Origin of the sequence: Lysinibacillus pakistanensis (genome assembly GCF_030123245.1) — a bacterium.
GTDB classification, from domain to species: Bacteria; Bacillota; Bacilli; order Bacillales_A; family Planococcaceae; genus Lysinibacillus; species Lysinibacillus pakistanensis.
Genome location: NZ_CP126101.1, coordinates 1,829,397 through 1,855,504, shown reverse-complemented (window position 1 = coordinate 1,855,504; position 26,108 = coordinate 1,829,397). Strand labels below are relative to the sequence as shown.

At 36.0% G+C, this 26,108-nt stretch carries 28 protein-coding genes and 1 pseudogene; 9 read left to right on the top strand and 20 right to left on the bottom strand.

Annotated features, from left to right (window positions below):
- The first annotated feature begins 74 nt into the window (after positions 1-74).
- The 3 genes from QNH24_RS08820 to QNH24_RS08810 all read left to right on the top strand — a co-directional run bounded on the left by QNH24_RS08820 (position 75) and on the right by QNH24_RS08810 (position 2,186).
- Positions 75-1,025, top strand: a complete 951-nt coding sequence (locus tag QNH24_RS08820; protein WP_283871675.1) for a helix-turn-helix transcriptional regulator — start codon at positions 75-77, stop codon at positions 1,023-1,025.
- 64 nt (positions 1,026-1,089) lie between these two features.
- On the top strand, positions 1,090-1,653 hold the full coding sequence (locus QNH24_RS08815; RefSeq protein WP_283871674.1) for a GyrI-like domain-containing protein: 564 nt from the start codon (positions 1,090-1,092) through the stop codon (positions 1,651-1,653).
- A 113-nt stretch (positions 1,654-1,766) separates the two neighbouring features.
- Entirely contained in the window at positions 1,767-2,186 is a 420-nt protein-coding gene (locus QNH24_RS08810) for a DUF1801 domain-containing protein (protein WP_283871673.1), read from the top strand.
- A 150-nt stretch (positions 2,187-2,336) separates the two neighbouring features.
- On the opposite strand, the gene QNH24_RS08805 is transcribed toward QNH24_RS08810, so the two are convergent.
- The 5 genes and pseudogenes from QNH24_RS08805 to QNH24_RS08785 all read right to left on the bottom strand — a co-directional run bounded on the left by QNH24_RS08805 (position 2,337) and on the right by QNH24_RS08785 (position 6,658).
- Positions 2,337-2,735 (bottom strand): cytidine deaminase family protein, encoded by a 399-nt coding sequence (locus tag QNH24_RS08805; RefSeq protein WP_283871672.1) that lies wholly within the window; start codon positions 2,733-2,735, stop codon positions 2,337-2,339.
- Between the two features lie 152 nt (positions 2,736-2,887).
- The gene (locus tag QNH24_RS08800) at positions 2,888-3,439 is read right to left on the bottom strand and encodes a GNAT family N-acetyltransferase (RefSeq protein WP_283871671.1); all 552 of its coding nucleotides are present in this window, start codon (positions 3,437-3,439) and stop codon (positions 2,888-2,890) included.
- 378 nt (positions 3,440-3,817) lie between these two features.
- Positions 3,818-5,084, bottom strand: a pseudogene (locus QNH24_RS08795) (IS110 family RNA-guided transposase).
- A 96-nt stretch (positions 5,085-5,180) separates the two neighbouring features.
- The gene (locus QNH24_RS08790; RefSeq protein ID WP_283871670.1) at positions 5,181-5,822 is read right to left on the bottom strand and encodes a TetR/AcrR family transcriptional regulator; all 642 of its coding nucleotides are present in this window, start codon (positions 5,820-5,822) and stop codon (positions 5,181-5,183) included.
- Between the two features lie 302 nt (positions 5,823-6,124).
- The gene (locus QNH24_RS08785) at positions 6,125-6,658 is read right to left on the bottom strand and encodes a dihydrofolate reductase family protein (protein ID WP_283871669.1); all 534 of its coding nucleotides are present in this window, start codon (positions 6,656-6,658) and stop codon (positions 6,125-6,127) included.
- A 168-nt stretch (positions 6,659-6,826) separates the two neighbouring features.
- Between QNH24_RS08785 and QNH24_RS08780 the strand changes: the two genes are divergently transcribed.
- The 3 genes from QNH24_RS08780 to QNH24_RS08770 are packed head-to-tail and all read left to right on the top strand — an operon-like array spanning position 6,827 to position 8,964.
- Positions 6,827-7,483 (top strand): ABC transporter ATP-binding protein, encoded by a 657-nt coding sequence (locus tag QNH24_RS08780; RefSeq protein WP_283871668.1) that lies wholly within the window; start codon positions 6,827-6,829, stop codon positions 7,481-7,483.
- Positions 7,480-8,214, top strand: a complete 735-nt coding sequence (locus QNH24_RS08775) for an ABC transporter permease (protein WP_054770372.1) — start codon at positions 7,480-7,482, stop codon at positions 8,212-8,214. Before QNH24_RS08780 ends, QNH24_RS08775 begins: the two co-directional genes overlap by 4 nt.
- A gap of 9 nt (positions 8,215-8,223) precedes the next feature.
- Positions 8,224-8,964, top strand: coding sequence for a MerR family transcriptional regulator (locus QNH24_RS08770; RefSeq protein ID WP_283871667.1), 741 nt, complete (start codon positions 8,224-8,226; stop codon positions 8,962-8,964).
- A 213-nt stretch (positions 8,965-9,177) separates the two neighbouring features.
- On the opposite strand, the gene QNH24_RS08765 is transcribed toward QNH24_RS08770, so the two are convergent.
- From QNH24_RS08765 to QNH24_RS08710, 11 genes are all read right to left on the bottom strand, one after another.
- On the bottom strand, positions 9,178-9,801 hold the full coding sequence (locus QNH24_RS08765) for a response regulator transcription factor (RefSeq protein ID WP_283871666.1): 624 nt from the start codon (positions 9,799-9,801) through the stop codon (positions 9,178-9,180).
- A complete protein-coding gene (locus QNH24_RS08760; RefSeq protein ID WP_283871665.1) occupies positions 9,767-12,028 on the bottom strand; it encodes a sensor histidine kinase in 2,262 nt (753 codons plus the stop codon). Before QNH24_RS08760 ends, QNH24_RS08765 begins: the two co-directional genes overlap by 35 nt.
- Positions 12,029-12,111: 83 nt before the next feature.
- On the bottom strand, positions 12,112-12,921 hold the full coding sequence (locus QNH24_RS08755) for a CPBP family intramembrane glutamic endopeptidase (RefSeq protein ID WP_283871664.1): 810 nt from the start codon (positions 12,919-12,921) through the stop codon (positions 12,112-12,114).
- Positions 12,922-13,382: 461 nt separating this feature from the next.
- Positions 13,383-13,832, bottom strand: coding sequence for a GNAT family N-acetyltransferase (locus tag QNH24_RS08750; RefSeq protein WP_054770365.1), 450 nt, complete (start codon positions 13,830-13,832; stop codon positions 13,383-13,385).
- Between the two features lie 454 nt (positions 13,833-14,286).
- Positions 14,287-14,913, bottom strand: coding sequence for a hypothetical protein (locus QNH24_RS08740; protein ID WP_283871663.1), 627 nt, complete (start codon positions 14,911-14,913; stop codon positions 14,287-14,289).
- Positions 14,914-14,919: 6 nt separating this feature from the next.
- On the bottom strand, positions 14,920-15,555 hold the full coding sequence (gene rplC / locus QNH24_RS08735) for a 50S ribosomal protein L3 (RefSeq protein ID WP_283871662.1): 636 nt from the start codon (positions 15,553-15,555) through the stop codon (positions 14,920-14,922).
- Positions 15,556-15,641: 86 nt separating this feature from the next.
- Complete coding sequence (locus QNH24_RS08730; protein ID WP_283871661.1) at positions 15,642-16,694, bottom strand: Cfr family 23S rRNA (adenine(2503)-C(8))-methyltransferase; 1,053 nt, start codon at positions 16,692-16,694, stop codon at positions 15,642-15,644.
- Between the two features lie 152 nt (positions 16,695-16,846).
- Complete coding sequence (locus tag QNH24_RS08725; protein ID WP_283871660.1) at positions 16,847-17,008, bottom strand: hypothetical protein; 162 nt, start codon at positions 17,006-17,008, stop codon at positions 16,847-16,849.
- A gap of 548 nt (positions 17,009-17,556) precedes the next feature.
- Entirely contained in the window at positions 17,557-18,417 is an 861-nt protein-coding gene (locus QNH24_RS08720; protein WP_283872776.1) for an IS3 family transposase, read from the bottom strand.
- Positions 18,396-18,902: a helix-turn-helix domain-containing protein gene (locus tag QNH24_RS08715; protein ID WP_283868913.1), complete on the bottom strand. Its 507-nt coding sequence runs from the start codon at positions 18,900-18,902 to the stop codon at positions 18,396-18,398. Before QNH24_RS08715 ends, QNH24_RS08720 begins: the two co-directional genes overlap by 22 nt.
- 342 nt (positions 18,903-19,244) lie before the next feature.
- Positions 19,245-19,679, bottom strand: a complete 435-nt coding sequence (locus tag QNH24_RS08710; protein ID WP_054770362.1) for an Lrp/AsnC family transcriptional regulator — start codon at positions 19,677-19,679, stop codon at positions 19,245-19,247.
- A gap of 121 nt (positions 19,680-19,800) precedes the next feature.
- Here QNH24_RS08710 and QNH24_RS08705 point away from each other — a divergent pair, with 121 nt between their 5' ends.
- Entirely contained in the window at positions 19,801-20,229 is a 429-nt protein-coding gene (locus QNH24_RS08705; protein WP_283871659.1) for a carboxymuconolactone decarboxylase family protein, read from the top strand.
- 208 nt (positions 20,230-20,437) lie between these two features.
- On the opposite strand, the gene QNH24_RS08700 is transcribed toward QNH24_RS08705, so the two are convergent.
- Together QNH24_RS08700 and QNH24_RS08695 are read right to left on the bottom strand one after the other, a co-directional pair.
- Positions 20,438-21,064 (bottom strand): nitroreductase family protein, encoded by a 627-nt coding sequence (locus QNH24_RS08700; protein WP_283871658.1) that lies wholly within the window; start codon positions 21,062-21,064, stop codon positions 20,438-20,440.
- Between the two features lie 27 nt (positions 21,065-21,091).
- Positions 21,092-21,496: an Ohr family peroxiredoxin gene (locus QNH24_RS08695; protein WP_283871657.1), complete on the bottom strand. Its 405-nt coding sequence runs from the start codon at positions 21,494-21,496 to the stop codon at positions 21,092-21,094.
- Positions 21,497-21,641: 145 nt separating this feature from the next.
- Here QNH24_RS08695 and QNH24_RS08690 point away from each other — a divergent pair, with 145 nt between their 5' ends.
- Positions 21,642-22,079 (top strand): MarR family winged helix-turn-helix transcriptional regulator, encoded by a 438-nt coding sequence (locus tag QNH24_RS08690; protein ID WP_283871656.1) that lies wholly within the window; start codon positions 21,642-21,644, stop codon positions 22,077-22,079.
- A gap of 925 nt (positions 22,080-23,004) precedes the next feature.
- Here the strand turns inward: QNH24_RS08690 and QNH24_RS08685 are convergent.
- Together QNH24_RS08685 and QNH24_RS08680 are read right to left on the bottom strand one after the other, a co-directional pair.
- Positions 23,005-23,652, bottom strand: a complete 648-nt coding sequence (locus QNH24_RS08685) for a FusB/FusC family EF-G-binding protein (RefSeq protein ID WP_283871655.1) — start codon at positions 23,650-23,652, stop codon at positions 23,005-23,007.
- Between the two features lie 36 nt (positions 23,653-23,688).
- Positions 23,689-25,104 carry an MDR family MFS transporter gene (locus QNH24_RS08680; protein WP_283871654.1) on the bottom strand — a complete coding sequence of 472 codons (1,416 nt, stop codon included), beginning with the start codon at positions 25,102-25,104 and terminating at the stop codon, positions 23,689-23,691.
- Positions 25,105-25,220: 116 nt separating this feature from the next.
- Between QNH24_RS08680 and QNH24_RS08675 the strand changes: the two genes are divergently transcribed.
- Positions 25,221-26,072 carry a TetR/AcrR family transcriptional regulator gene (locus QNH24_RS08675; protein ID WP_283871653.1) on the top strand — a complete coding sequence of 284 codons (852 nt, stop codon included), beginning with the start codon at positions 25,221-25,223 and terminating at the stop codon, positions 26,070-26,072.
- The last annotated feature ends 36 nt before the right edge of the window (positions 26,073-26,108 follow it).

Below are 26,108 nucleotides of genomic sequence, written 5' to 3'. Positions count from 1 at the left end.
AATTCTAATATTAAGACTCTTATCAATATCTTAATGAAATAGATTCTTGCTTATTAAAATGGAGGTTACATATTGTGAAACTTGAAAGACTATTATCCATCATTATTCTACTGCTAAACCGACGTATGGTACAGGCTAAGGAGTTGGCAGAGCGATTTGAGGTATCTGTACGAACGATATATCGAGATATTGACGCAATTAATGCGGCTGGCATCCCAATCGTCACCTATCAAGGAACAAACGGTGGTATTGGTTTGTCAGAAGGTTATCGTTTAGATCGAAATATACTAACAAATGACGAGCTTGCTACTATCGTTACTGCCCTACGCAGTATCTCCACTTCATATAGCAAAGAGCAACACCAACGACTAGTAGAAAAAATAAATAGTGTCGTACTACCAGAACATGAAGAAGAATTTCAACATAAGACAAATCGTGTACTTATAGATTACTCTCCTTGGGGTGGTAATAAACATCTCCGTGCGAAATTAATTTTGTTAGACGAAGCATTAGATAGCTGTGTATTAGTTAACTTCACCTATTCCAATGCAGAAGGTGAAGTTTCCCAGCGAAATGTAGAGCCTCATATGCTCATTCTCAAAGGAAGGCAATGGTATCTGCAAGCTTATTGTTTAGAAAAAGAAGAGTTCCGCCTTTTTAAACTAAAAAGAATGAAAGGGCTTAGAATAGATCATGAAAAAACCTTCATTCGTCGAAATCCCTCTAATCAGGAGCATAACGAAGGTAAGAATAAATTAAAGCCATCAACACCAGAAGTTGTCTTTCGTTTCCAAGATAAGGCTCGTCATTTAGCTGAAGAATGGTTTGGCATTGAAGAACTTTTGCCAGTTGAGGATGGAAGTTGGCTAGTAAAAAAGGCATATCCAGAAAATGAATGGCTCTATAGTTTCATTCTTAGCCTAGGACATCATGTAGAGGTGCTTGAGCCTCAACATTTACGGAAAATCATTACTAGTCGTGCGGAAAAAATAGCAAAAGTTTATAAAAATGACAAAGCAACTTGACAGGCAGTTGTCAGGTTTATTGTTTTATACTGGTTTCATTCTATAAGAAGGAGAATGATTAAGGATGAAACAAAACAAAGAAAAGAATTTGACAGAATGGAAACATGAATCGTCTGAAGACAAAATTACTTTAAAACAAATTGAACCTACCCGAATTGAGGAATTAACCTCCTTCACATTAGCTGGAATTAGTGCCATTACAACAAATGAAACCGAACGAAGCAAAGATGGCAAAATTGGTAAATTATTCGAACAGTTCCATTCTCAAAATATTGGTAAGAAGCTAGGTGTAAATATACAAGAGGATGGTCATTATAGCTGTTACTTCAACTATGAACAGGGAGATGCAGGACTTTATGAAATAATGGTCAGCGTTAAAGTTCAAGAAACTTCACAGCTTCAAAGTTTAGATACAATAAATACATTTACTGTTCCTGCTGCAAAATATGCTGTATTCGTCACAGAAAAAGGACCAATTATAGAAATGGTGCAGCGTGCTTGGGATGATATTTGGCAATGGTCACAACAGCCAGACAATAATCGAGCATTTACAGGTGATTTTGAATATTATAGCAAGGATATTAATCCAGAGGATGGTCAAGCAGAAATTTATATTTCTATAAAATAGCTTGTACATCAGCCAACCTGAATCACTTTTAGAAATTTATTAATCACTCTGAATCTGTTAGATGGAGTACCTGTCTGTTGACTAGTTTTTATTTTAAAAAAGGAATGATAAATATGAGTGTAATTGAAAACACTAAGGTAGAGGTAGTATTCGAACAGTATCCTAAACACATTCAATCAAAACTTTTGATTCTTCGTCAGTTAATTATGGATACTGCAAAAGAGATTGAAGACCTTGATCATATGGATGAAACCCTTAAATGGGGAGAGCCTAGTTATATCACAAAAAAAGGCAGTACAATTAGAATTGGCTGGAAACAGTCAAGCCCAGATCAATACGCCATGTATTTTAACTGTAATACAAAGCTAGTTGATACGTTTAAAGAGGTTTATAAAGATTTATTCCATTATGAAGGTAATCGAGCAATTGTATTTGCTGTGAATGATGAAATTCCAATAAATGAATTAAAACAATGCATTGTATTAGCACTCACTTATCATACTCGAAAGCATCTACCACTGCTCGGGATATAATAAATTAGAGTGAGCTGTAAATAAGCTCACTCTCTATTTGATCTTGCCTTATTTTAATAGCAAATTTTCATCAGATATTTCAGTTCCTAGTGGACAATGAATGATGGTTCCTTGGTTCTTTCTAGGAATCCCCTCCATTATTAGAATCAATTACCACTCTCTGCCTCGGTCGGTTTTCCAGTCATACGGCAAAATTTCTTTCAATAAAACAACAGTGTTATTTTCAACCTCTACAGTGGCTTCTAAGTTTTCTTTTGAAAGCTGACTGATTAGCTCACGACACCGTCCACATGGCGGAACAGCATTTCCTTCCGAGTCTACTGCTACAAAAGCTTTTATTTGATATTCACCATTTTTCAACATGTCAGCAACTGCTGCATGCTCTGCACAAAAACCCATGGAACAAGCTGTATCTATGCTAATCCCTGTATAGATATTCCCATTTATGGTTTCAATGGCTGCACCAACACTTCCGTATTGAATAAAATCATTTAATTCTGTAGGTGAAGTAACTGCAGTTGCAATCTTTTTTAATTCTTTAAAATTCATAAGGATCAACCTCCTTTACTAGAAATGTGAAATCGATTGGATAAAAACAAGGGTATAGCTGCCCCAAAAACGACAGTCAGTGCCGATTAACGTAATGTTAATTTGTGTACACCATTTTACTAGTTTGATTTTGTTTTTCCACTATACAATTTTTATATTTTCTTTACTTGTTTCTCAAAGTATTCATTTTGCAGAATTCCCATATGAATGATGTCATGCCATTCCCCATCTCTAAATAGACTTTGTCTACTGTTTCCTTCCTGTTGAAAACCAATCTTATTGTACAAATGTATAGCTCTATCATTAAATGAAAATACTTTTAGGTAAACTCGATGAAGATTCATTTCATAAAAAGCATAATGCAACAGTAATCCCAAGCTCTCTGAACCAAATCCTTTTCCCCAATACTTCTTTTCTCCGATGTCAATTATACATTCAGCATTTCTATTTTTATAATCAATGTTGATTAATGACACAATGCCAATTGGTATTTCATTTCCTTTTGTAAGTATAATATAGCTTTTGGCTGTATGAGATCCTAATATCACATGATCTACAAATTCTTTCGTCTCATCTATTGGATAAACATCTAAAGATGGGTTAGTGGAATGCATAACTTCCACATCATTTCTCCATTGATGATATAGTTCTGTATCTTCCTTTGTCATTTTTCTTAGTCTCACTCTTGATGATTCAAACAACATAAAGTTCACTCCCTCTATAAATGTTGATATATCAACGGTTTGACCCATTTTTAATGTGGTGAAAATATTTTTTCACCGCATAGTACATTTAGTCTTTTCTAGTTTTTCAATACATTGTCATTTGATAGGTACGCTTCGCTAAAGTTAATTGGATAAAATTAACTCACTAATCCATTATGTGATGCATTATTGGATCTCTGCGATGCTTATGACGACGTACCCTCCCATGTCTCTTGGCGTCTAGCGCATACATTCCTTCGTTCGGTCTATTCATAAGGCAGAGGCTGGCGATGCTCCTTAAGGGACTCGTAGTCTTATGGTGAAAATAATGCCGGCTTCTCCGTGTCATCCTTCTGTTAGTGGTCGAGTTCCGTTGGCTTAGGCTGCCTCTCCGAGACAATAAAGGTCTTTCATCATTTGCCTCAAATCAAAATGTATTTTCTTCTTGCACAAGGTGTGTAAAATCTTCAGTAACTTTCCACAGAGCACGACAATCGATTGCTTCTTACGAAGGGGATTGACGGTGCGTGTAGTGTAATAGTCATGTAATTGCTTAAAGGCGAATTAACGGGATCATCACACGGAATAAAAGAGCTCGAAGTTTTCTTCTACCACGCTTAGAAATCCGTTTTTGTCCTTTATGCTGTCCAGATGAGTTTTCACGTAATGTGAGTCCCGCTAGTTTGATTAATTGGCGTGGATGCTCATATTGTGTAAGAGAACCAACTTCGGAAAGCAGCTCGACAATTGTTACGTCTCCGATTCCAGGTACTGATGCTAAATACGCATAATCCGTCATTTGTTTTGCCAGTTCTATAAGCTGGGCTGTTAATTCATCAAGCTGAGCTTGCATCAATTGATACTGGGAAAGTAGTGTAGCGATTTCAATGCGTGCCATCACTAAGCCTTCTGTCAGTCCAATCGAGCTTTGTGCCACCTCGACTAATTGTTTTGCCTTTGGTAGCTGTGGACTTTTCATCCCATCTACTTGGCGGTATAAAAATAATAATTCTTCTGGCGTTTTCCCTTGAATGTCCATCGGCAGTGGTGTCTTTTCAAGCGCCGCATACGCCATTTTCCCGAAGTTTTTAAATACCTGTGTAAACTCAGGAAAAAAGCGATCTAACCAACGAATCATTCGATTTTGAAGGGCATTTACATCTTCTTGGATTTTGGCACGCAAGGTTGTACCATTACGCAATTCAGCTTCCACGCCTTCTAGAATACGTGGATAACTAAACCGTCCATCTCGCATTAAACGTGCAATGACGAGCGCATCCTTTTGGTCATTCTTTGTTTGAAGATTGTCATCTAGCTCTTTGGAACGATTGACATGATGAGGATTCACCATGATAAATGGAATTCCGTGTGCTTGAAGATAGGCAGCGAGATTCATCCAGTAGTGACCTGTGGGCTCGAAACCGACAAGAATTTCACTTTTTTCATGGGTAGCACGTAAAGCCAGTAATCTTTCATAAAAAGCATCGAAACCTTCTCTTGTTTGCGAGAAAGGGAACGATTTATGGAGCACGCGTCCTCTTTCATCAACCGCGCATGCATAATGTGTACGCTTGGCAATATCGATACCGATGACGAGTGTTTTTTCAGAGACTTGATTAATCTTTTGGTTCCTATTAGAATTCATAAAAGGAGTCCTCCTGTGTGATAGTGGGTCAATGGCTGTTGACACTCATGCATCATACAAGAGGGCTTTTCTGATTTCAAGCCCCTGAAAATCCTTCTAACAGGAATGCTCCTTATTGAAAGTGGATTTTGGATTAATTAATTTTTCTAAAGAGAAAAGTAAGACGGATAACTGATCCTTTACTTTTGTATGTTCATATCCTAGCTGGAACGTGTCCAACATTAAACCGTTTATAAATGAGAGGATATACCTTGCAATAGAATGGGTAGATTGTTGAGGGCTAAATTCCCCTTTACGCATGCCTTCATTTAATACTTCTTCTATTACTTCATTAATACGATGGTAGCGTTCAGAAATGTAAGGGAAATTATCTTTATTATGTGTGTATTTATACGATAAAAAGAATTCTGCCTTTGCATAGACCAATGTTTGATCAATTGCCTCAATATAAATTTGCTGTTCTTCAATCCATTTTTTTAACTGGGGCCACAGTGGGCCTTCCTCCGATGGCACAAAATATTGAATATCTTTTTCGTCATCATATTTTAAAACTTCAATAAATACGTGATTAATATTATTGAAATAACTATACAATGCTCCTCTGGATATTCCAGCTTTGTCCATTATATCCTGCATAGATGCGTGGACAAAACCTTTCTCGATAAACACCTTCTTAGCTGCCTCTATCAGCTCTCTCTCTCTTTCTTTTTTATATTCTTCACTAACCTTTGGTGCCATAAGCCACCTCCCTTAATGAATGACAGAATGCACACAACAAACTATACACTATTGTCGTTTATATTTCAGATTATACCGACACTAGTGTATAGTTTCAACCTTTATATTAAGAACTTGGGGAAAGGTCATAATAAATTCGCATTTTTCTGTAAAGGAATGTGGTTTGTATTTGGGCGGGGATTTTGATTTCATCCGCAGTACTTTTAACTATAAAAGGACAACTTCACTTAAAGGCAAAGTTGTCCTAATTTGTGTTGCAATATGAAAAGCTTTGTTTATGGAATCTACTGCACAGCGAAATACTATTTCTTGTACTGCTTCACTTTATAATGCATCTGTACAAACTGACCATACCGCTTTGTATCAATTAAAATTAAATCGATTTGAGGATTTTTTACTTTAAACAATGGAATACCAGAGCCAAGTATATGAGGTGTAACAGTAATAATATATTCGTCAATTAAATTTTCCTTTATAAAAGCATCCAGTATACCCGCTCCTCCAATCATCCATATTTTAGAACCCTGTTGTTTCTTTAATTTTCTTGTAAACTCTATTACATTTTCATTGACAAATTCCACATATTCATTTGAACCTTTTTCAGAATTGCTGAAGACATAGCATTTTTTTTCAGGATACGGAAATGATTCTGAGTTTTTCATTACATAATCATATGTCTTTTTCCCCATAATTGTTGTATCTATTGATTGATACATATCTTCGTATCCTGCATCACCCTCTCCTTCTGTCTCAATTAACCATTGTAAGTCATTATCTTCCTTTGCAATAAATCCATCTAAGCTTGTAGCAATGTATAAAACTATTTCACGTGACATTTTATAATCTCTCCTTTTTATCTTTTATATACTTTCCTAAGTATTAAGGAACAATACTATAGTAACCATAAAACATGACAAGTAATGGCATGTTTAAAAAAGAAATTTCAGTAAAATATTATCTAATAAAAGGAGGTTCCAGTGTTGTAAATATGGATAGATACAACCATGTACATGACCATCAAGCCTGGGGAGGTAATTGGCATACTTGGGGCAAACGGTGCAGGGAAATCCTCTACTATTGCAGCAGTGCTCGGTATTGAAAAAAGTAATTACGAAGAGCTTACAATGCTCGGTAAGTCACCAATTCTCCATCGCAAGGAAGTCTTTCAAGGGGTAGGTGTACAGTTTCAAGAAACAAATTTCCAAGAAGGATTAACGGTGCGTGAGGCATGCGAGCAATGGGAGTCACTTTATAAACACACTGCTGATGTACCTCTACTCTTACAGACATTTGGTCTAGTTGGAAAGGAAACTCAACTTGTGAAAACTCTATCAGGAGGTGAACGTCAACGCTTAGCGGTGTTACTGGCATTAATTTCAAATCCTAAACTTGTTTTCCTAGATGAGCTCACAACAGGATTAGATACAAAGGCTAGGCGTTTGCTTTGGAAACAGCTTTTAGCAATGAAAGAAAAAGGTCTGGCAATTGTCCTAACATCGCACTACATGGACGAGGTTGAGGCGTTATGTGATAAAATTTTAATTTTAAAAGAAGGCAAAACGGTCTTTCATGGCACAATCCAAGAAGTAATCCATGTAAGTAAGAAAGCCACACTAGAAAATGCGTACCTATATTATGCTGGCGAGGAGGATTGGGTATGAGTACATTTCTAACCTTTTTAAAAATTGAGGGTAAGCTCGTTTGGAAGGGCATTGATATTCTCATTTTTGGAATCTGCTTTCCTATTATTTTAGCTACCCTATTTGGTTATTTACTGAATAAGGACGGTTTAGCTGGTGCTTCTAACTTTGAATTATCGTACGCAGCTGTAATTACGATTGGTGTACTAGCAACAGGGGTTATGGGTGTACCACTGACCATTGCAGATTACCGTCACCGAGGGATTTTAAAGCGATTTCAAGTGACACCTGTGTCACCTCTCCAAATTCTATTTGCCCAAGGACTAATTCAGCTTTCTTCAGCACTTGTTTCATTTATTGGTGTCACAATTGTTTATCATTTGTTATTTGATTATGAACTAAAAGGCTCCTGGGGTATATTCCTTCTGACATACGCTTTTGTCATTATAGCGATGTATAGTATCGGAATTTTCATTGGAAGCTTAGTACCTGACCAAAAGTCAGCAAATGTTTGGAGCTCTGTTGCTTACTTCACGATGTTACTGTTTTCAGGAGCAACGATACCATATGAGGTTATGCCTCGATTCTTCCAATGGGTGATGGATATTTTGCCACTTTCTCATGGTATTCACTTATTGAAACAGGCAAGTACAGGGGAGCCACTAACTGATGGTCTATTCCATATCGTGATTTTAGCTCTATGCATTATAATCGGTTTATGTGGAGCGATTAAATTCTTTAAATGGAAGTAGGTGTGTCTGATGTACAAAACAAAAGAAATCGCCACACTTGTTGGGGTACACCCAAACACTGTGAGCATTTATGAAAAATGGTGTTTTATCTCCCCTGTACCAAGGCAAGCAAATGGTTATCGTATTTATTCAGACACCCATTTATTTCAGTTAATGGTCGCACGGACGCTCTTTCAGTGTGAAATTGTACAAGGGGATATTCGGAAAAGAGCTCGTTCAATTGTATATGCTTGCGGAAAAGAAAATTTTGCGCAGGCTGAAAAACTAACAATAGACTATCTAACCAATTTAGAACGAGAATATGTTCATGCCTTGTCTGCTACAAAAATTGTGGAGAAATGGTTGAAAGAATGTCCTACTGTCAATACACGCACATATTCTCGAAAGGAGACGGCACAGCTGCTAGATATTACATCTGAAGTTATTAGGAATTGGGAACGCAACGGACTCATTGCAGTTCCGAGACTAGACAATGGTAACAGAGCATATGGTGAAAGGGAACTTGAGCAGCTACGAGTCATTCGTAGTTTAAGAAATGCCCATTACTCAATTAATGCCATTTTACGTTTACTCAAACAAATCCAACAACCAAGCCCTAATATTGTCGCGATTTTAAATACACCAACAGATGAAGAAGATATCGTGTCAGTAACGGACCAATTAGGTAAATCATTACTAGAAGCTATAGCAGGTGCCAAAGATACATTAGCTTTGTTTCATGAAAGAACCACTTTCAGTAACTGTAACTGAAAGTGGTTTTTAATGAATTTGTATCTTCATCCATCTTTGGATTAGGTTATAAAAAAACACGCTAGCATCACGTTTAGTGCAACTGGCGGTCGTTTGTTCATACTTAAATACCGAAAAAATATAGATGTGGAATGATATAAATAGTTTCATCATCAATTCTCTATACCTACAAAACTGGCAGTCTAATAGAGGGGCTTTCCCTTAATGCTAGCCTCAGTCATATAGACGTTCTAGCAATCCCATCTCATAGCCCTTTGCTACCGCCCCAACCCTCGTCTTTACATCGAGCTTTTGGTTAATAGCTGCCATATGGTATTCTACTGTTCGCTGGCTCATCGCTAATTCCCTAGCAATTTCCTTATTTGTCTTCTCTAGTGCGATTTGCTTTAGTACATCCTTCTCTGTTGGTGTCAATTGGTCAGCTCTTGGTATTGTAGTCATTTTCTCTGGTACGATCCGCAGCCCAAGCATACTCTGCCGAATGGCGTTTATAATTTGTGGGTAGGTTGCCTGTTTAGATAAATAAGCGTGAATTCCTATCTCATAAGCCTTATGCACATATTCATCGTAGACGTAACCTGACAACACAATCAACTTGATTGCCGTATCGTATGTTCTCTTTATTTCTATCGCCAAGTCGAATCCCGTCATACCCGGCATTGAAATATCAATAACGGCAACATCCGGCTTTAGTGCACCGATACGTTTAAGCACCTCGTGAGGTTCATTAAACGTTCCTACAACCAACATATCCTGCTCACGCTCAAGTCGATTCTTTAAACCCTCCATGACAAGCGGATGATCATCGAGTAGCAGCACCTTGATTGGCTGTTTCATAGTTTACTTCACCTCCCTGTTTTGGAAGCCTAATGCGGACAATCGTTCCACGTTCAGCTCCTGAGTCAATCTTGATATCGCCTCCAAATTGGACAATTTGACTGTTGATCGTGACAAGTCCGAATCCTTGGGAATCGGACCGAATACCACTCACATTCGTTGGATCGAATCCAATACCGTCATCGCTAATTTGTCCGTAGAACGCATCGTCCATTTCCCATAATTGAATCTCTAGCTTCTGTGCCCTCGCATGCTTGACCGTATTATTAGCAAGTTCACGCACAATGCGGAATAGCGTCATTTTGTATAGTGAAGGCAACGTAACTGGTAGCTTGTTCTCTAACTTAATAGTTGGCCCTCCATTCTCCTTAACTGTTCGCGCGAGCCAGAGCAGCGCTGCATCTAGCCCTGCCTGATCAATGATGTGAGGGTATAAATCATCACACAACATTCGAATATCGCGTTGCGTATCGTACAAACATTTCAACCATATAGCAGTCAACTGCTTATCACTTTGTTCAGTATCGTGTAATTCTTCTAAATCGCGTGCAAGAAAGATTAAATTCTGCAAAACATGATCGTGCAAGTAATATGACATTCGCACCCGCTCTGCCTGCTGTGCCTCTAGCAGTTTATATTCCGTGGTTTCCTTTGGTAGCCCACTTTTCGCTTCCCGTAGTTCGTCAAGTAGGGCAGCACCCATTAGTAAACGGACCGTTTCCATCCTTACTTTGTCGATTAAGCCGAGCTCTTCTGATGTAAAGGACGTATTATTTTTTTTTGAACCAAGTCCTAAATAGCCAATGACCATTCCATTGGGCTGCACAAGATCCATCACTTGTGCAAAAACACTCAGTTCGGGTTGCTGGAATTGGTTTAACTCCCGCATCTCGATAAATGGCCCAGTTCCATACATAATGGTTTCACTTCCCCGTTTCCAAACGAAGCAGAGTCCCTCGATTTCTGTCACGCTATGGATAAGCTCTGCAGGCATTCGCAATAGATCACGGCTATTGCGATGCTCGGCAAATCTTATCGACATCTCCAACCGCAGTCGATCCAAACGATTTTCCCGTTTCTCCCGCTGCCGTTTGAAGTTATCAAGGCCGAGTCGATGCAACAATGTCAGGACAATGAACGCGCCACACAATGAAAGTGTTACTATAGATGCATTTGAACGGATAAGTGCCGCAATCAGGATTGTCGCAAGCCCAACATACAAACCATGAATAACTAAACTAGGAAGATAAAAGCGGATATCAAGCAGCCTTTGTCTAGCCCACAGCCATAGTATGGAAGCAGGAAGGATAATGAGACCTGCCAATGTCATATCAGGCAACGCTATGTATTCCCCCCATAACAGATCGGGGAGCGCATACAGAAACAGGTAAGGCATCAGGCCAAATGTCAACGCAGTAACAAATGTCAGCAACCGGTTTTTTTCAGCTCGGTCCATCCCGCGCCAATACACGATAGCAATGACGAATATGGCGAGTAATGTCCCGATCAGAATGGTATGAAGAGCGCTCCGGGTCCACCCAGGTATGGCTCCCAGTGAGAAGACGAGTAAAGCATACACGGCAAATAAGGCAGCCAGTCCCCGGTAGGTAGCCATCGCAAAAGCAATCCATCCTGGAACAGTGCGGAACACGAAGGCAACGAAGAAGGCAAACAACAGGTATGGCAACCAACTTGCAACGACAGGCAACATCAATCCAGTAAGTACCGTCTCTGTGGAATAGACCGATAGTAGTGTAGCTGCCAAAAATACGTTCAACGCATAAAAGCGGCGCACCATATAGGATTCGGGCTTGTTCCGATAAGCAACTAGTCCAATAACGAGCAGAGCCAGTTCCGCGCATGCTGCAAATAAAGTCTTATACATTTCGTGCTTCCCCGGATTACTGCTCAATTCAAAGCGTCCCAAGCCCTCACGTTCAAACTGAAGCGCTCCCAATCGCTTCAGATAAGCACGGTCACCAAGCTTCATTACTTCTGGCTTTTTGCCATCAACAGTTAGGAGTCTGTCACCGAGGTGGACGTCCCATTCGCTCACCTTGCCGGCAGGATCAATAGATGCTACGACCCAAGTTCCTTCATCTTCGCGGAACATCAAACCAGTATATGGGTTTTTTAATGTAATGGTATGAATATAAATTGCAACAATCAGCAATAACAAGGCTGAGCAATATACAACCAAATTGTATTTGCGCGCAATTTCTGGCAACTTGCATCACCTCACTACAAATGAATACTCTACAAAATCAGTAATTATTGGAGCATAAAATCTCGCACAGGACACACTAGAGCTTATCGTACGCCAACAAAATACATATTAATCATCCCCCACAAAAAATTCACGAACAGATGCAGTAAGATAGCCCCATAAATATTTTTTCGCAACTTAACTAATATTTCTTCTGGGATAATTACGGCTAACGGAACATATGCCCAGTTGATTGGTATTTGCCACATGTGATAGAACTGAAAAATGATTGCAATCCATAGCCAGTCAAGTTTAAGGCGCCCAACTTTACGTAGTAAATAACCTCGAAAGTAAATTTCCTCCCCAATAAAGTTACCAATTAGACCAAGTAAAAATAGCGGCAAAGGAAAATTCGGGTCGTAATACCCTTGATAAAAAACATGCCATTCTCCCATATGGAAGGCTTGGAATCCATTCAGCCATTCAAACAACGGTGGATAGACATATTTTACATAAGGCAACGCTAAAAACGTAAATAGAATTGTTAAAATTGGGAAGACGAGTAGCAGCCCTTTCAAATCAAGTCTGGCAAAACCTAAGTATACGAGCGATTCTTTTAATGAAAGTCCATCCTTGTACCGCAGCATCAGGAAAGGAACACACATATGCCAGCCAGCGCTCATTAGGACGAGCACATATAGCTGCACATAGTGAGCAGATAATCCGGTCCATTCCATCATCAACTCTCGAAGCGGATAGATGAATATATATGCAATCAGACCAGGTAGCAGGCCAAGAAACAAGTAAAAGGCGATTTCTTTTTTTGTCTTGGCTTCAAACTTACGAACGAAACAAACATATTTTTGATCGGACAAATTGAAAAAATCAACAAATTTACGGTAAATCGCAGACATGACATAATCCCTCCATTTACTCTCAAAATGAGCGTTAATTCTGTAACTCACTTCTTGATCATAGCGGACTTCACTGTCAACAGAATCCGTATTTTCCGTCAAAATTTAGTTCACACACGCATTATTTTTTGCGTGTTCACGCAAAGAGTCAGCATTAACACCATGTTCGCAAAATTTCTACCATGGTGAATACTAGTCACTCTCCATAATTATATTGAATATAAATAAATGCTCCAAGTAAATATTAGATGATTCAATTTATTTGTTGAAAAACAGAGTCATATCTATACGAAGCTGGGACATTTCTATATAGTCAAAGCAATTATAAATCGAAAACCCGAACCTATTACAAAATACTAAATTAGAGTTTTGTAAATAGCTCGGGTTTTTCACGGGTTAAATCTTCATATATTAAAATATGTTTACATTCACTACAACTGAAGCTTCGAATACATTAAGCTTCAGTTTCCACTAGGAAAGCTAAATTTGGCTAACATTTCACCCCATGGAGCTATTCCTACTTCTTCAAAACCTACACTTGCATATAGTCTTCTTCCCTGTTCATTTTCCGGCTGATACCCAAGCCATATAACGTCAGTGCAATCATTACTATTTGCTATATCCTGAATAATTAATTTCATTGCGCTTTTTCCAAATCCACGTCCCTGAAAGCGTTCATCAATCATAAATCTGTAAATCCAGTAATTTCCATCATCTGAATCTATTCCATACATTGCAAAACCAACTAGCTCTTCACTGAAATAAATTGATTTTATCTTTAAATGCGGGAATATTTTACTCTCTGCAATTGAATACAAATTTGAAGCTATAAAACCTTGTTGTTCCTGCTTTAACTTTAGTTTAATGCACTCTTCCCAATTATTTTGATCAATTAATCTTAAACAAATCAAATTTTAGATTCCTCCTAGTATAGTTTATTATGTCCCGACTAATATATGTTTTTATATGCATAACACATCACTCCTTATAAAATGAATAGTCTATTTGAAAACGCTATAGCATCGATGGTAATAATAATTTATTCGATGCTCACAAAGTATTATATAACAAAATCCATTTTATATAATACTCTCCACTCTTTCCAAATACTGAACTTTAACCAAATTGCGTGCTTTTTTGCGCAAAGACAATATGATACTTACAATTCCATGTTGTGTGTGCTAAACTTTTATTATCCATTTTGATCCCCTTTCGTACAAAGTCGGTTTACCAGACCTGAATTCAATACGACTGGGGTTTTTTTCTTGCCATAGCTAGAAGCTTCGCATAGCAAGGAGGTTTCAAAAGGATACAATAAAAGATCCCTCCAAAAATTTGGAAGGATCGATCTAATTTCATATGAAATTATAGATAGGTTTCAATTGACGCTGCTTTTTTCAATTCAAGAATAAAGTTTTTATATTGCTCTTCTCGCTTTTCATATTCAAGGATAACCCGAATGTATTCCTTTTGCATTTCTCCTTTTTCAGGTGAGTTTTGGTATTCGTGTTCAATCTCTTCCTTGGATACACTATTGTCTCCTAACTGATTATCAATAAATCGTTGGATACGCAATTCCTGCAATACCAATTCTTCCATCTCCTGTTTAGAGTATTCTTCTGATACATCAATTCCAAACTCGTCAAATAATTCTTGCATACATTCAGAAATTTGTTCTTTATCAGGTTCCCATCCAGAAATGCTACTATCCTCATTCATTTTTTGTACAATAAGCTCATGTTCAATGACTGATTCCAGAGCATAATAATAACTCTCAAGAAGGTCTGATGAAGACATTTCAGAAGGTATGATACCCAATTTCATGTCGTTAATCAGCTCAATATTTAAATAGTTTAAACTTATTTCATAACCGTTAACTTTTGCCACAATGGACGGTAGTTGAATTTTATCATTGTCAGTCAACATCAAAAAATCTGAAATGACTACAGGATCTCTACAAATATTTTTGCTATTATTCTTTCTGTTTATCACTAATCATCACCATTTTTCATTCAATTTTTTAATTGCAGTTTCTATTATTACAAACGACTTTTTTCCTCCGGGAATATTCCCTTTAATTAATAACAAATTACGTTCACTATCAACCTTTATAATTGTGAGATTTTGAATAGTAGTCTGTTTTCCACCCATACGTCCGGGCATTTTTTTTCCTTTGAACACTTTCATGCCATCATTTTTAGCGATTACACCAATCGAACCAGGAGCCCGGTGGAATCTTGAACCGTGAGATGCAGGACCTCCACTTAATCCATGTCTTTTAATGACACCTTGAAATCCTTTTCCTTTAGATATACCAGTAACATCTACAATGTCGCCTTCTTGGAATATATCTGCACTTATTCGTTTGCCAACTTCTAATGATGCTCCACGAATTTCTTTAACATATCTTTTAGGATTAGTATTTGCTTTTTGACTTCTACCGATTTCCGACTTATTTGGATTCTTCTTATCAGAAAAACCAATTTGGATGGCATTGTATCCATCACTTTCCAACGTTTTCTTCTGTAACACCACATTTTCTTCAACTTCAACAACTGTCACAACTATGGGATCACCACTATCACTAAACACTTGAGACATGCCTATTTTTCTTCCTAAGATTCCTTTTATCATAAATATCCTCCTAATAATTTTAATAGATAGATAGCTAGCAAAAATCTCTTAGGGTACTTCCCACGTTCTAAACATTATTCTCACCTTTACTTATTATTTTTTTGATAGTTTCCATACAACTGCCCGCAAGCAGCATCTATATCAATACCAAATTGACTTCTAATCGTAACGTTAATTCCTGCTGACTTTAATTCTTTATAGAAGTTTACAACTTGATTCTCATTTACTTCTTCAAAGCTCATAGGTGAACTAACAGTTGGGTTATATCTAATGATGTTTACATGGAACAAACTCCCTCTTTTATATCTACCTCTTAAAAGGTTTACTACTTCTTTTGCATGGTTAATAGAATCATTAACTCCTGGCAACATAATATAAGCAATATAAACTTTTCTTGAGGTCATTCGTATATGCTCATCTAATGTATCCATGACATCCAATAATGGGTAACGTTCATTAATTGGCATTAACTTGCTTCGCTGCTCATTAAAAGGAGAATGTAATGAAAACGTCAGATTGACCTGTGGATAGCTTTGAGTCATTTTTTTAATGCCTGGAATAATGCCTATAGTAGAAATAGATAACCTACGAGGACTTAAGGCAAACAACTCTGGATTTGTCAGTACATTTAAAGCATCAAAAACTTGCACATTCGCTAATGCTTCTCCCATTCCCATAAAAGAAATACTATCAATTGAATGTCCTTTTAAGTGAAAATACAAAACTTGGTCAGTAATTTCATCTGACGTTAAGTTGCGTTTTAAACCTATATCTCCAGTTGCACAAAATTTACAACCAAAATTACATCCGCACTGAGAGGATATACAAAATGACTCCCAACCAGCTTTATATTTCATATTTACCGTTTCTATTTTTTCGTTTCCTGAAATTCCAAATAAAACTTTTGAAACCTGCTCAGAATGTTGTTCCTTTAAAGGAGTAACATCTAAAATAGACTCTCCAAATTCTTTAACTAAATCCTCTCTCAACGATTTAGGAAGTACATTCATTTCATTGAACTTATCTATTCTTTCTTTAAAAATGGCATTCAATATTTGCTTCATTCTAAAATTAGGATAATTATGTTCCATTAAGAAATTGTTTATTCTTATATACTTATTGCTTTGTTTTAATTGCATCTTTCTCATCCTTCCATATGACTCTCTAGTTTTATAGGAGTAAATAGAAAGGAGATGTCTATCCCTTTTATTAAAAATAAACACAAAAAAGGCACCAATAAAATTATCGGTGCCAAACTTAATATAAAAATATGCTCAAATAAATAGGGACACTAAGTCATTACTTTGTATTTTACTTGGCATAGAGGCAAAGCTCCGATAACTGTTTTTATTTGGTTGTATAGCATAAAAAAGGACAGACTACTCCCTTTGTCCGCTAAACCATTTCCAAGTTTTACATTTTTACCAAAAAGAATTCTAAAAACAGTTAACATTGCTTACACCTCCTCTAGTCAAATTTATTATCGAGTAATTTAACATAAAATAGAGTATATGTAAAGTGCTCTTATAAAAGTATACGTAAGGAAATATTCTATTTTTCGATATGATAAAGTCCCTAAACTGCTCGTTTAGGGACTTTACATGTTGTTGAAATACTATTATGTCAATGAAATCAAGGTGACAAATTAAAAAGTAATAGACCTTTTTTAAAACGAGGGGGTTGATCGTATTTTCTTCTGGTATTTTACACAAATGTAAAGTGATAAATTGAAATCTTAGCCATCACTATATTGCTAAAAATGGAGTTTAGGTAACATTTCCCTATACAAAAGCAGTGTTAGCAATAAGTGGCTTTATGTATCGTTACAAAGTAGTTTTATGTACAAAATGTAGGTTGACAGCTATAGAATTTATCACTATTCTATCAATTTAATGATTTTTGAAGGAAGAGAATATTTAAAGTTCTACACTATTGTTGATTGGAGTGCAAGGCTACTCGACTCCCGTGGGATAGTGATCTGACCCCAAAAATTTGAACTTTTTAAGAAACCTTTCGAAACTCAACTGGACTTTTTCCATCGAGTTTTATTTTTATCCGTTCATGATTGTAATAATAGATATAGTCTGCTAACTCTTTTTTGAATTCTTCATAGTTTTTAAACGTAGTGGTATACAGAAATTCTGATTTCATTATGCCAAAAAAGCTTTCTATCACGGCATTATCTAAACAATTTCCTTTCCGTGACATACTTTGCTTGATTTCATAAGTTGCTAATAACTCTTGAAAACGCGGTATTTGATATAACCATCCTTGATCAGAATGAATGATTAAGTCATTCTTTTCCAGTAATTTTGTATACGTAAACGCCTTTTTAAAAGACTGTTGAACTAACTCAAAATTAGGTGATTTCGATACCTCATATCCAACAATTTCTCGACTGAATAAATCTAATACTGCTGAAATATAGATTTTTTGGCCATTCATTTTAAATTCAGTTACATCGGTTACCCATTTCTGATTTGGTTCAGTGGCTTCAAAATTGCGCTGAATTAGATTCTCTGCGACATAGCCCACTGTCCCTTTATACGAGCGGTATTTTTTAGGGCGTACCGTCCCTTTTAAGCCCAATTCCTGCATCAATCGTTGAACCGTTTTATGATTGATGAAAAATCCTTCATTACGGAGGGCTAAACAAATACGACGATAACCATAACGCCCCTTATGATGATGAAAAAGCGTCTGGATTCGTTCTTTGATCTCTTGGTATTTATCTGGTTTTGTCCATTTTTGAAGGTGATAATAATACGTACTTTTCTTTAGTTTTGCCACCTTTAATAGAGCTTGAAGAGGAAAATCCAGCCTTAGCTCATATACAGCTCTTACTTTTTCTTTGGTTTGAATGCATCCTTTTCTTGAGCTAAGGCTTTCAACTTTTTTAAATAGGCATTTTCCATACGTAAATATTCAATTTCTTCTTTTAACTCATCCATCGTTTTCTCATTTAAATCGGTCGCAGGGGTATGTTTTTTTGGCATCGATTGGCACTCCTTTTCTACTTGATAGAGCACCTCTCCAGCCTTTGACATCCATTGTTTTTTCCATCTTCGAACGGTTTCACGAGAAGGAATATTAAACTTCGCAGCGGTCTGTAAGAGCGAATCGCCCGTCTCTATCAGGTGTTGAATTACTTTTATTTTAAAAGAATCTTCATAATTCGTGTACCCCTGAGGACGAATAATTCCTTCGATGCCATGATATCGATATAATTCAATCCATAATCGAATGTAATGTCGGTCAATCTGTAATCTTTTTGCAATCTGATACGTACTTTCATTTTCTTCAAAGTAAGCAATAACAGCGGCTAATTTTTGTTCATCAGAAATCACTAACTGCACCCCCTTATATTAGATTTTTTTAGTCCAATATTTTGGGTGCAGTTCATAGCGAGACAGACGAGACCCTGCACGGAGCGTCAGCGCAGGAAGCGGCTCGTCGCTCGCCCACAGGAAAGCGAGTAGCCTGGAACGGAAATCACCTTCATTTTGGCTAAATATTCATAAAGAGTCCCTTGACCATTTAGTTTTTCAACACTATGTAAAGTCCCTAAACTGCTTGTTTAGGGACTTTATTGATATAAATATAGTAAAAGGCAACTTAGAGTAGTACCCTCAATCTGGATTAGTTGTATAAAAAAGAGTTTCGTTATCTATTTCTACACACAAACAATTTTAATCAATCCTTAATGTTGTTTGAATTTGAGAAAAAATGAAATGTGTTACGGTGGATGCATACGGATTCACAGCATCTATAAACTTTTCTGCTTTTGCAATAGTTTCGAATTGCAATTTAAGCATATAGCAAGCATTACCAGCTATACGGTAACAAAACTCTACATTTGGAAGTCCCTCTATAAAATTCTTAAATGATTTATAATCTCCGTTTTTAACAGTTGCTTCAATTATACATTGAATGGGAAATCCTAATTTTTCATAATCAATTTCCAACGTATATTTTTTTATTATACCAAATGACTCCATCTGTCTTACCCTTTCGGTCACTGAGGGGGAAGAAAGGTTGATTCTTCTCCCAAGCTCACTCATTGATAGACGACTATTCTTGCTTAACTCCTCTATAATTTTATTATCAATTTCATCAATTTTCATTTTTAACGAATTCTCCTATTTTTCATTAAATATTTAATTTATTTTATAAAAATTAATTTTTTATTTAATGCAAATTAATCTTTTAATATTTTATATTTAATATAACAAGGAGGGGTTATTAATGGCAAGAATTAATGAATCAGCTTTTGGGAATACGCCTTTTCAGAAGCTATTAGGACACAATAAAGAGGTTATGGTAGCATGGTCACATTTAGGAAAGATATTAGAAAGAGATGGACTTTTAGCATCACAGTTAAAAGAACAGGTTAGAAGAACATTAGCGCAAAAAAATGGTTGTGAGTATTGTAAAGCAAAAGGGAAACCAGAGCCAAATATGTTTAATGAAAAAATATCTGTTGCTGTAGGCTTTGCAGAGGTTTTTTTACAGCAAAAAGGAGATATCTCAAATTCTTCTTTTGAAATATTGCAGGAATTTTTTTCGGAAGCAGAAATAAGTGAGCTTTGTGCGTTTATTACTTTTACTACTGCTCAACAGTATTTTGGGGCAATTTTATCTTTAGAGCCCAGCTTGGAGGGAGGGGAAGAATGAAGAAGGACCCTAGAAGTTGGAAGGTTTATTTTTATGAAATAGTTAGGGCTATAATATTATATAAATGAAGATATCATCAGGAAAACTTTTTTAAAAACTTATTACCTCAAACGCCCCCTTAGACTTTTATCGCAAAGGGGGACTTTTTGCTACTAAATTTTAAAAAAGCAATGTCCGCAAAATATATTTGGGACATTGCTTAAAAAATTCATTTATTGAATCTTACAATGCGATCAATTGGAAGACGAGAAGAACCATAAGCTGGGGCTGCTGCTTCACCAATTGCTATTAATAATATCGGTATTTCGTTTGCAGGTAATTCCATATATTCAGCGAATTTCGTTTTATCAAACCCACCCATGGGAACTGTATCATAACCCATTTCCTTCGCCAATAACATTATCTGCATAGATACTAAGCCAGCATCAAAATGTACTATGTTTTCTAATGTTTTTGTTGAAGCTGAACCGTACATTGCTAATGCGTCTTGTCCAAGTTTTTTGGCAATTTCTTCTGGCATATAGCCTAGCTCCGCATTTTTTGCATAGATCACCTCAGCATTTACATACATTTCAATATCTCCAATGACAGCGATAATGGCAGAGGCTGTTTCTATTTGCTCTTGATTAAATGAAAAGAAATTAATGCTCTTTTGAATTTCCTTATCATCAATGACAATAAATCGCCATGGTTGCATATTACTCGAAGAAGGAGCTGAAGTAGCATCTTGCAGTAGCTGCACTATTGTTTCACGAGATATTTTAGTTTTAGCATTGTATTTACGAACCGATTTACGCTCCTGCATAATCTGTTTTACTGGTGTAGTTGATGACATGTAATCTCCCTCTTTTTCGAAAAAAATTTAAACGGCTTTAATTATTACATTGATATTTCCCATTGTTGCTTTTGAATATGGACAAACAGTATGAGTTAACTCTAATAATTCCTGTGCTTCCTCCAGTACTAATCCTTCAATATGTCCTTCGATGTCAACAGCAAGTACGTAGTCAAAAGTAGCTTGCTCCATTAACTTAACTGTTACTTTTATCGTTGATGAATTTTTAAGCTTTTTCTGGCGTTTAATTAAATCCAATGCACTATTAAAGCAGGCACTGTAACCTGCAGCAAATAATTGCTCTGGGTTTGTAGCATTGGCTAATTTTGAGCCAGGTGGTGCAATTTTTAAAGATAGTGATTGATCCTCTGCATATGATGTGCCACTACGCCCACCATTATTAATCATTGTAGTTGAATATAATTCTTTCATAACAAAAAAACTCCTTCTTTATATTTTAAATTGTACACAATTTAATTTTTATAAATCGAATTGTACACAATTTAATTGTGTTTGACAAGTAGAAACTTTATTTTTAATATAAATGTAAGTAGAAGAACTTTAAGAGGGGATTTTTATGTCTAATCATTTAGATAATCAACTGTGCTTTCTTTTGTATGCAACATCAAAGGAAATTATTCGACATTACACATTATTATTGAAGCCATATGATTTAACTTATACAGGTTACATCACCCTATTAGCTTTGGAGGAAAACGAACAAATAACCGTGAAAGAATTAGGTCAACGTTTATTTTTAGATTCAGGTACATTAACACCGTTACTAAAAAAATTAGAGGCAAAGGGTTACATTTGTCGTGAGCGTTCCAAAAATGACGAAAGGCAAATGCAAATATATTTAACAAAGGAAGGAAGGAATGTTCGTCATAAGCTCCCTGAAGTATCTCGTCAAGTAATGAAACAATCAAAAATCTCAGAGCAGCAATTTATACAATTAAAAAATGTTCTTCAAGACATCATACACAACGACTGGAAAATAAAAGATGAAAATTAGGACATAGCTATTTCAATTAAAAGCTCCTCATAGAAAATATCATTTTCATACAAATTCCTAATTCGATCCATGTAGATTACCACATCACTCAAAAATGGATTTGGAATTAAAGTTCCACATCCACTTCATAGTGTTGAAAAACTAAATGGTCGACTCTTTGTGAATATTTAGTCAAAATGAAGGTGATTTCCGTTCCAGGCTACTCGCTTTCCTGTGGGCGAGCAACGAGCCGCTTCCTGCGCTGACGCTCCGTGCAGGGTCTCGTCTGTCTCGCTATCCCACGGGAGTCGAGTAGCCTTGCACTCCAATCAGCAATAGTGTAGAACTTTAAATATTTACTTACCTCAAAAGTAAAGTAAAGCATATTACTCACCATTATTAAATGGATAGAATAGTGGTACAATTCTATAGCTGTCAACCTACATTTTGTGCATAAAACTACTTTATAAATAAACATAAAGTCACTTATTGCTGACATACTGCTTTCGCATAGAAAAATGTTATCAGCTTCATTTTTGCGAAAAATAGTGATGGTTAAGACTTCAATTTATCACTATACATTTATGTGAAATGCCCATGAAAATACTATGAGAAATGGTTGATTGAAGTGTAGACTGAGTGATTCCTCTGGGATTCAGCGTCACAGATGAGACCTTGGAGCGAGCATGCGAGTGAAGTGGCTCATCAGACGCCCCCAGGAAGCTCTGCCTGCGCGAAAGCGAAGCGTCAGCGGCAAATATGTTTTCTGTAGCGAAAGCAAAGCGACAGCTACAAAGCACTCAGTCGGAACGGAAATCAACCACTCGTTTTGAAAAAGGGCTATACTTTTTAATTTGTCACCTTGATTTCATTGATATAATAGTATTTCAACAACATGAAATGGATTTGGAATTAAAGATTTTCCAAATCCATTTTTAGACTGTTCCTATTGAGTAATACGTTCAAAAAACGCTTTTGTTTTTTCTAAATCAGTTATATGCTGATTACATTGTTGACTATCTACGCAAATATAATTACTGTGGTTTGTAAATGTTCCAATCTCTCGTCCTTTAACTGAAGTAGTAAACAAGTGAACATCAGCATGACGGTTACAAATAGAACATATTCCTTTAATTGTTTCATTAGAGATTGTGCCTTTAATCGCTTTAAACTGTTTATCCTTCTCAATCACGACATATTTTCGATGTGTACCGTAATCATCCCAAGTGAAATAACAAATTTGCTGCAAATCGATTTCTTCAAGGTTTGGTAACTTTAGCTTTTTTTCCTTTTTAAATAGGCTTTTCAATATACTTGGTGTGACTGCTTTAAATGGTATGACATAGGGTTTTAATTGTTCTAAATACGCTTCACCCTGCACTCGATCTGTAACATTAAAAAGTTGTTCGATATGCTTAGCTTCCTCAACAGATAGCACTAATTTAGCTGTAATTTCACTATCAACAATACCACGTACAGCAAGTATGACATTTTTATCCTTTGTTGTTGCAAGTGTTTGCAAAATTTTATTCATTTGCTGTTCAAGTAAATGATAGTTGGCGACTGTTAAAAACGGTTGAATTATTTGTGTCATTTAAAATCACTCCTATATTTTGATTTTTACATAAAATTAATTTTCATCTGTTGTTTCTTTTGATTTTATAAAAAAGCATAAAATAAATGCTGCTACTATTAGAAAGAAAGCAGACATAAAGCCATTATTAAGTCCTTTCAACAAAGCAGAGATGCCCTCATAATTATTTACTGTAGCTGACATAATCCCTACCATTATGGCAGAACCTAATGAAGCAAACACTTGGCGCACAGTATTATTAATGGCCGATCCGTGGGTTATTAATTTATTTGGTAGTGCATTTATCCCTGCTGTAGCTAATGGCATAGCTACTAATCCCATTCCTAGCATCCTTAATGAATATAGACAAACAATCCACCAAGTAGCTGTCTCCTTAGTAAGAAATAAAAAAGGAAGTGATGCAATAGTTAAAATAAACATACCTATCATCGCTATTTTTCTTATACCGTACTTATCAAACAGTTTCCCAGCAATTGGTGAAATGACACCTAAAACAAGAGCACCTGGAAGTAAGATTAGACCCGATTGAAGGGCTGAAAATTCTTTTACCGATTGTGTATAAATAGGTAATAGAATTTCTGAACCAATCATTGTCATGAAAATAATGGCAACAATGATTGTAGACAGCGTAAAAGTTCTGCTTTTAAATACGTTTAACTCTAAAAACGGTTGTGCTAATTTAAATTGGCGACGGGAGAAAAGTATGATGATGACAATTCCAATTATGCAAGCTACCCAAGAAATCTTATTTTGCCATCCAACATTTCCTGCAATACTTATCCCATACAAAAGTGAGCCTAAACCTAAACTACTAAGTAATAAAGAGAAAACATCAAGCTTAGGTTTTGTTAATTTAATAATATTTTTCATAAAAAAGAATGCTAGCAAAATGTTAACCCCTACAATTGGAAGAAGTATATAAAATAAGTAGCGCCATTCATAATAATCAACAATCCAACCAGATACTGTTGGAGCGATTGCAGGAGAAAATGCTATAACAATTCCTACTAATCCCATTGCTTCTCCTCTCCGTTCTGCTGGATAAACCATAAACATAAGCGTCTGCATTAAAGGGATCATTAAACCTGATCCAATAGCTTGCACAATCCGCCCTAAAAGCAAGGTAGTAAATGTTGTACTAAGTCCACAAATAACCGTTCCTATTGCAAAGCTACCCATTGCTATAAAAAATAAAGTTCTATTAGTTATAGTATTTAACAAAAATGCAGAAGTAGGAATCATTATGCCACTGATTAGCATAAATGATGTGATGAGCCATTGTGCATCTATAGCATTGATATCTAGATCTCCCATTATCTTTGGTAAAGCAGTCACCAACAAGGTTTGGTTTATAATCGTTAAAAAGGTCCCTGCCAGTAAAACAAGTACAAATCCAGCTCGCTTGAACTCATTTCCATTTATATCAATTGATTGCATGTTATTTTTTTTCATATCGTTTACTTCCTCTCACTACAAATAAACCTTTGTATATTATTTTGTACTCGAGTTCATTTTTATGATAATATGGTATAATAATAATGTCAATAATTTTTTGAGGAGTTAAAAATATGAGTAAAAAAGAAAAAATCATTGAAGTAGCAAAACAGCTATTTCGGACAAAAGGCTATCACGATACTGCAATCCAAGATATCTTGGAGCAATCTAAAGTATCAAAAGGGACATTTTATAATTATTTCTCTACAAAATCCCAATTAATTCTTTATATTATTCAAAAGGTTGATGAGAAAGTCGAAGAACAACAAAACATGTTGTTGATTGAAGGTCAACCTAATGATAAGCACATTTTTTATTCTCAGCTTCGAGTAAAACATTCGATTTATGGAACTGAAAAAATTGCGGAGTTATATAATATTTCTTTAGGGGAAAATGATGAGGAGCTACAAAAATATATGGCCAATAGCCATTATAAGGAGCTGAACTGGCTAGCGAATCGTTTAATTGAGGTTTATGGTAATGAAATAGAAGATAGTGCTATGGATTTATCTACCCACTTTATTGGAGGATTAGGCTATCAATTTAGATATTCTGATCAAATGAAGCTAAAGCTCAATAGTTCAGATATTTTAGATTATAATATTTTACGTTTAGAAAAAAATATTGAAATAACAAAGCAAACCACTCAAATTCTATTCCCGTTTAAATCATCAAGTGCATGTGAAGATCAAGAAACCGCCATTAGTAATATACAAAAATTATTAACATCAAATGATTATGAATTTTCACGGGAAGCTCAAGAAATAATTAATTTTATTTTGGAGGAAATTCAAAGCTCATATATAAGATGGGGTGTTTGCGAAGGAGCCATTCGACAATTAAAAATACTATCCCCCTCTCTTCCAGGAACTGAACAGCTTTTGAATAAAGTTTTTAATATTATTCATAAACAAAACAATAAATAAATTAATTTCTTAAATTGTCAACAAAGTCATATAAAA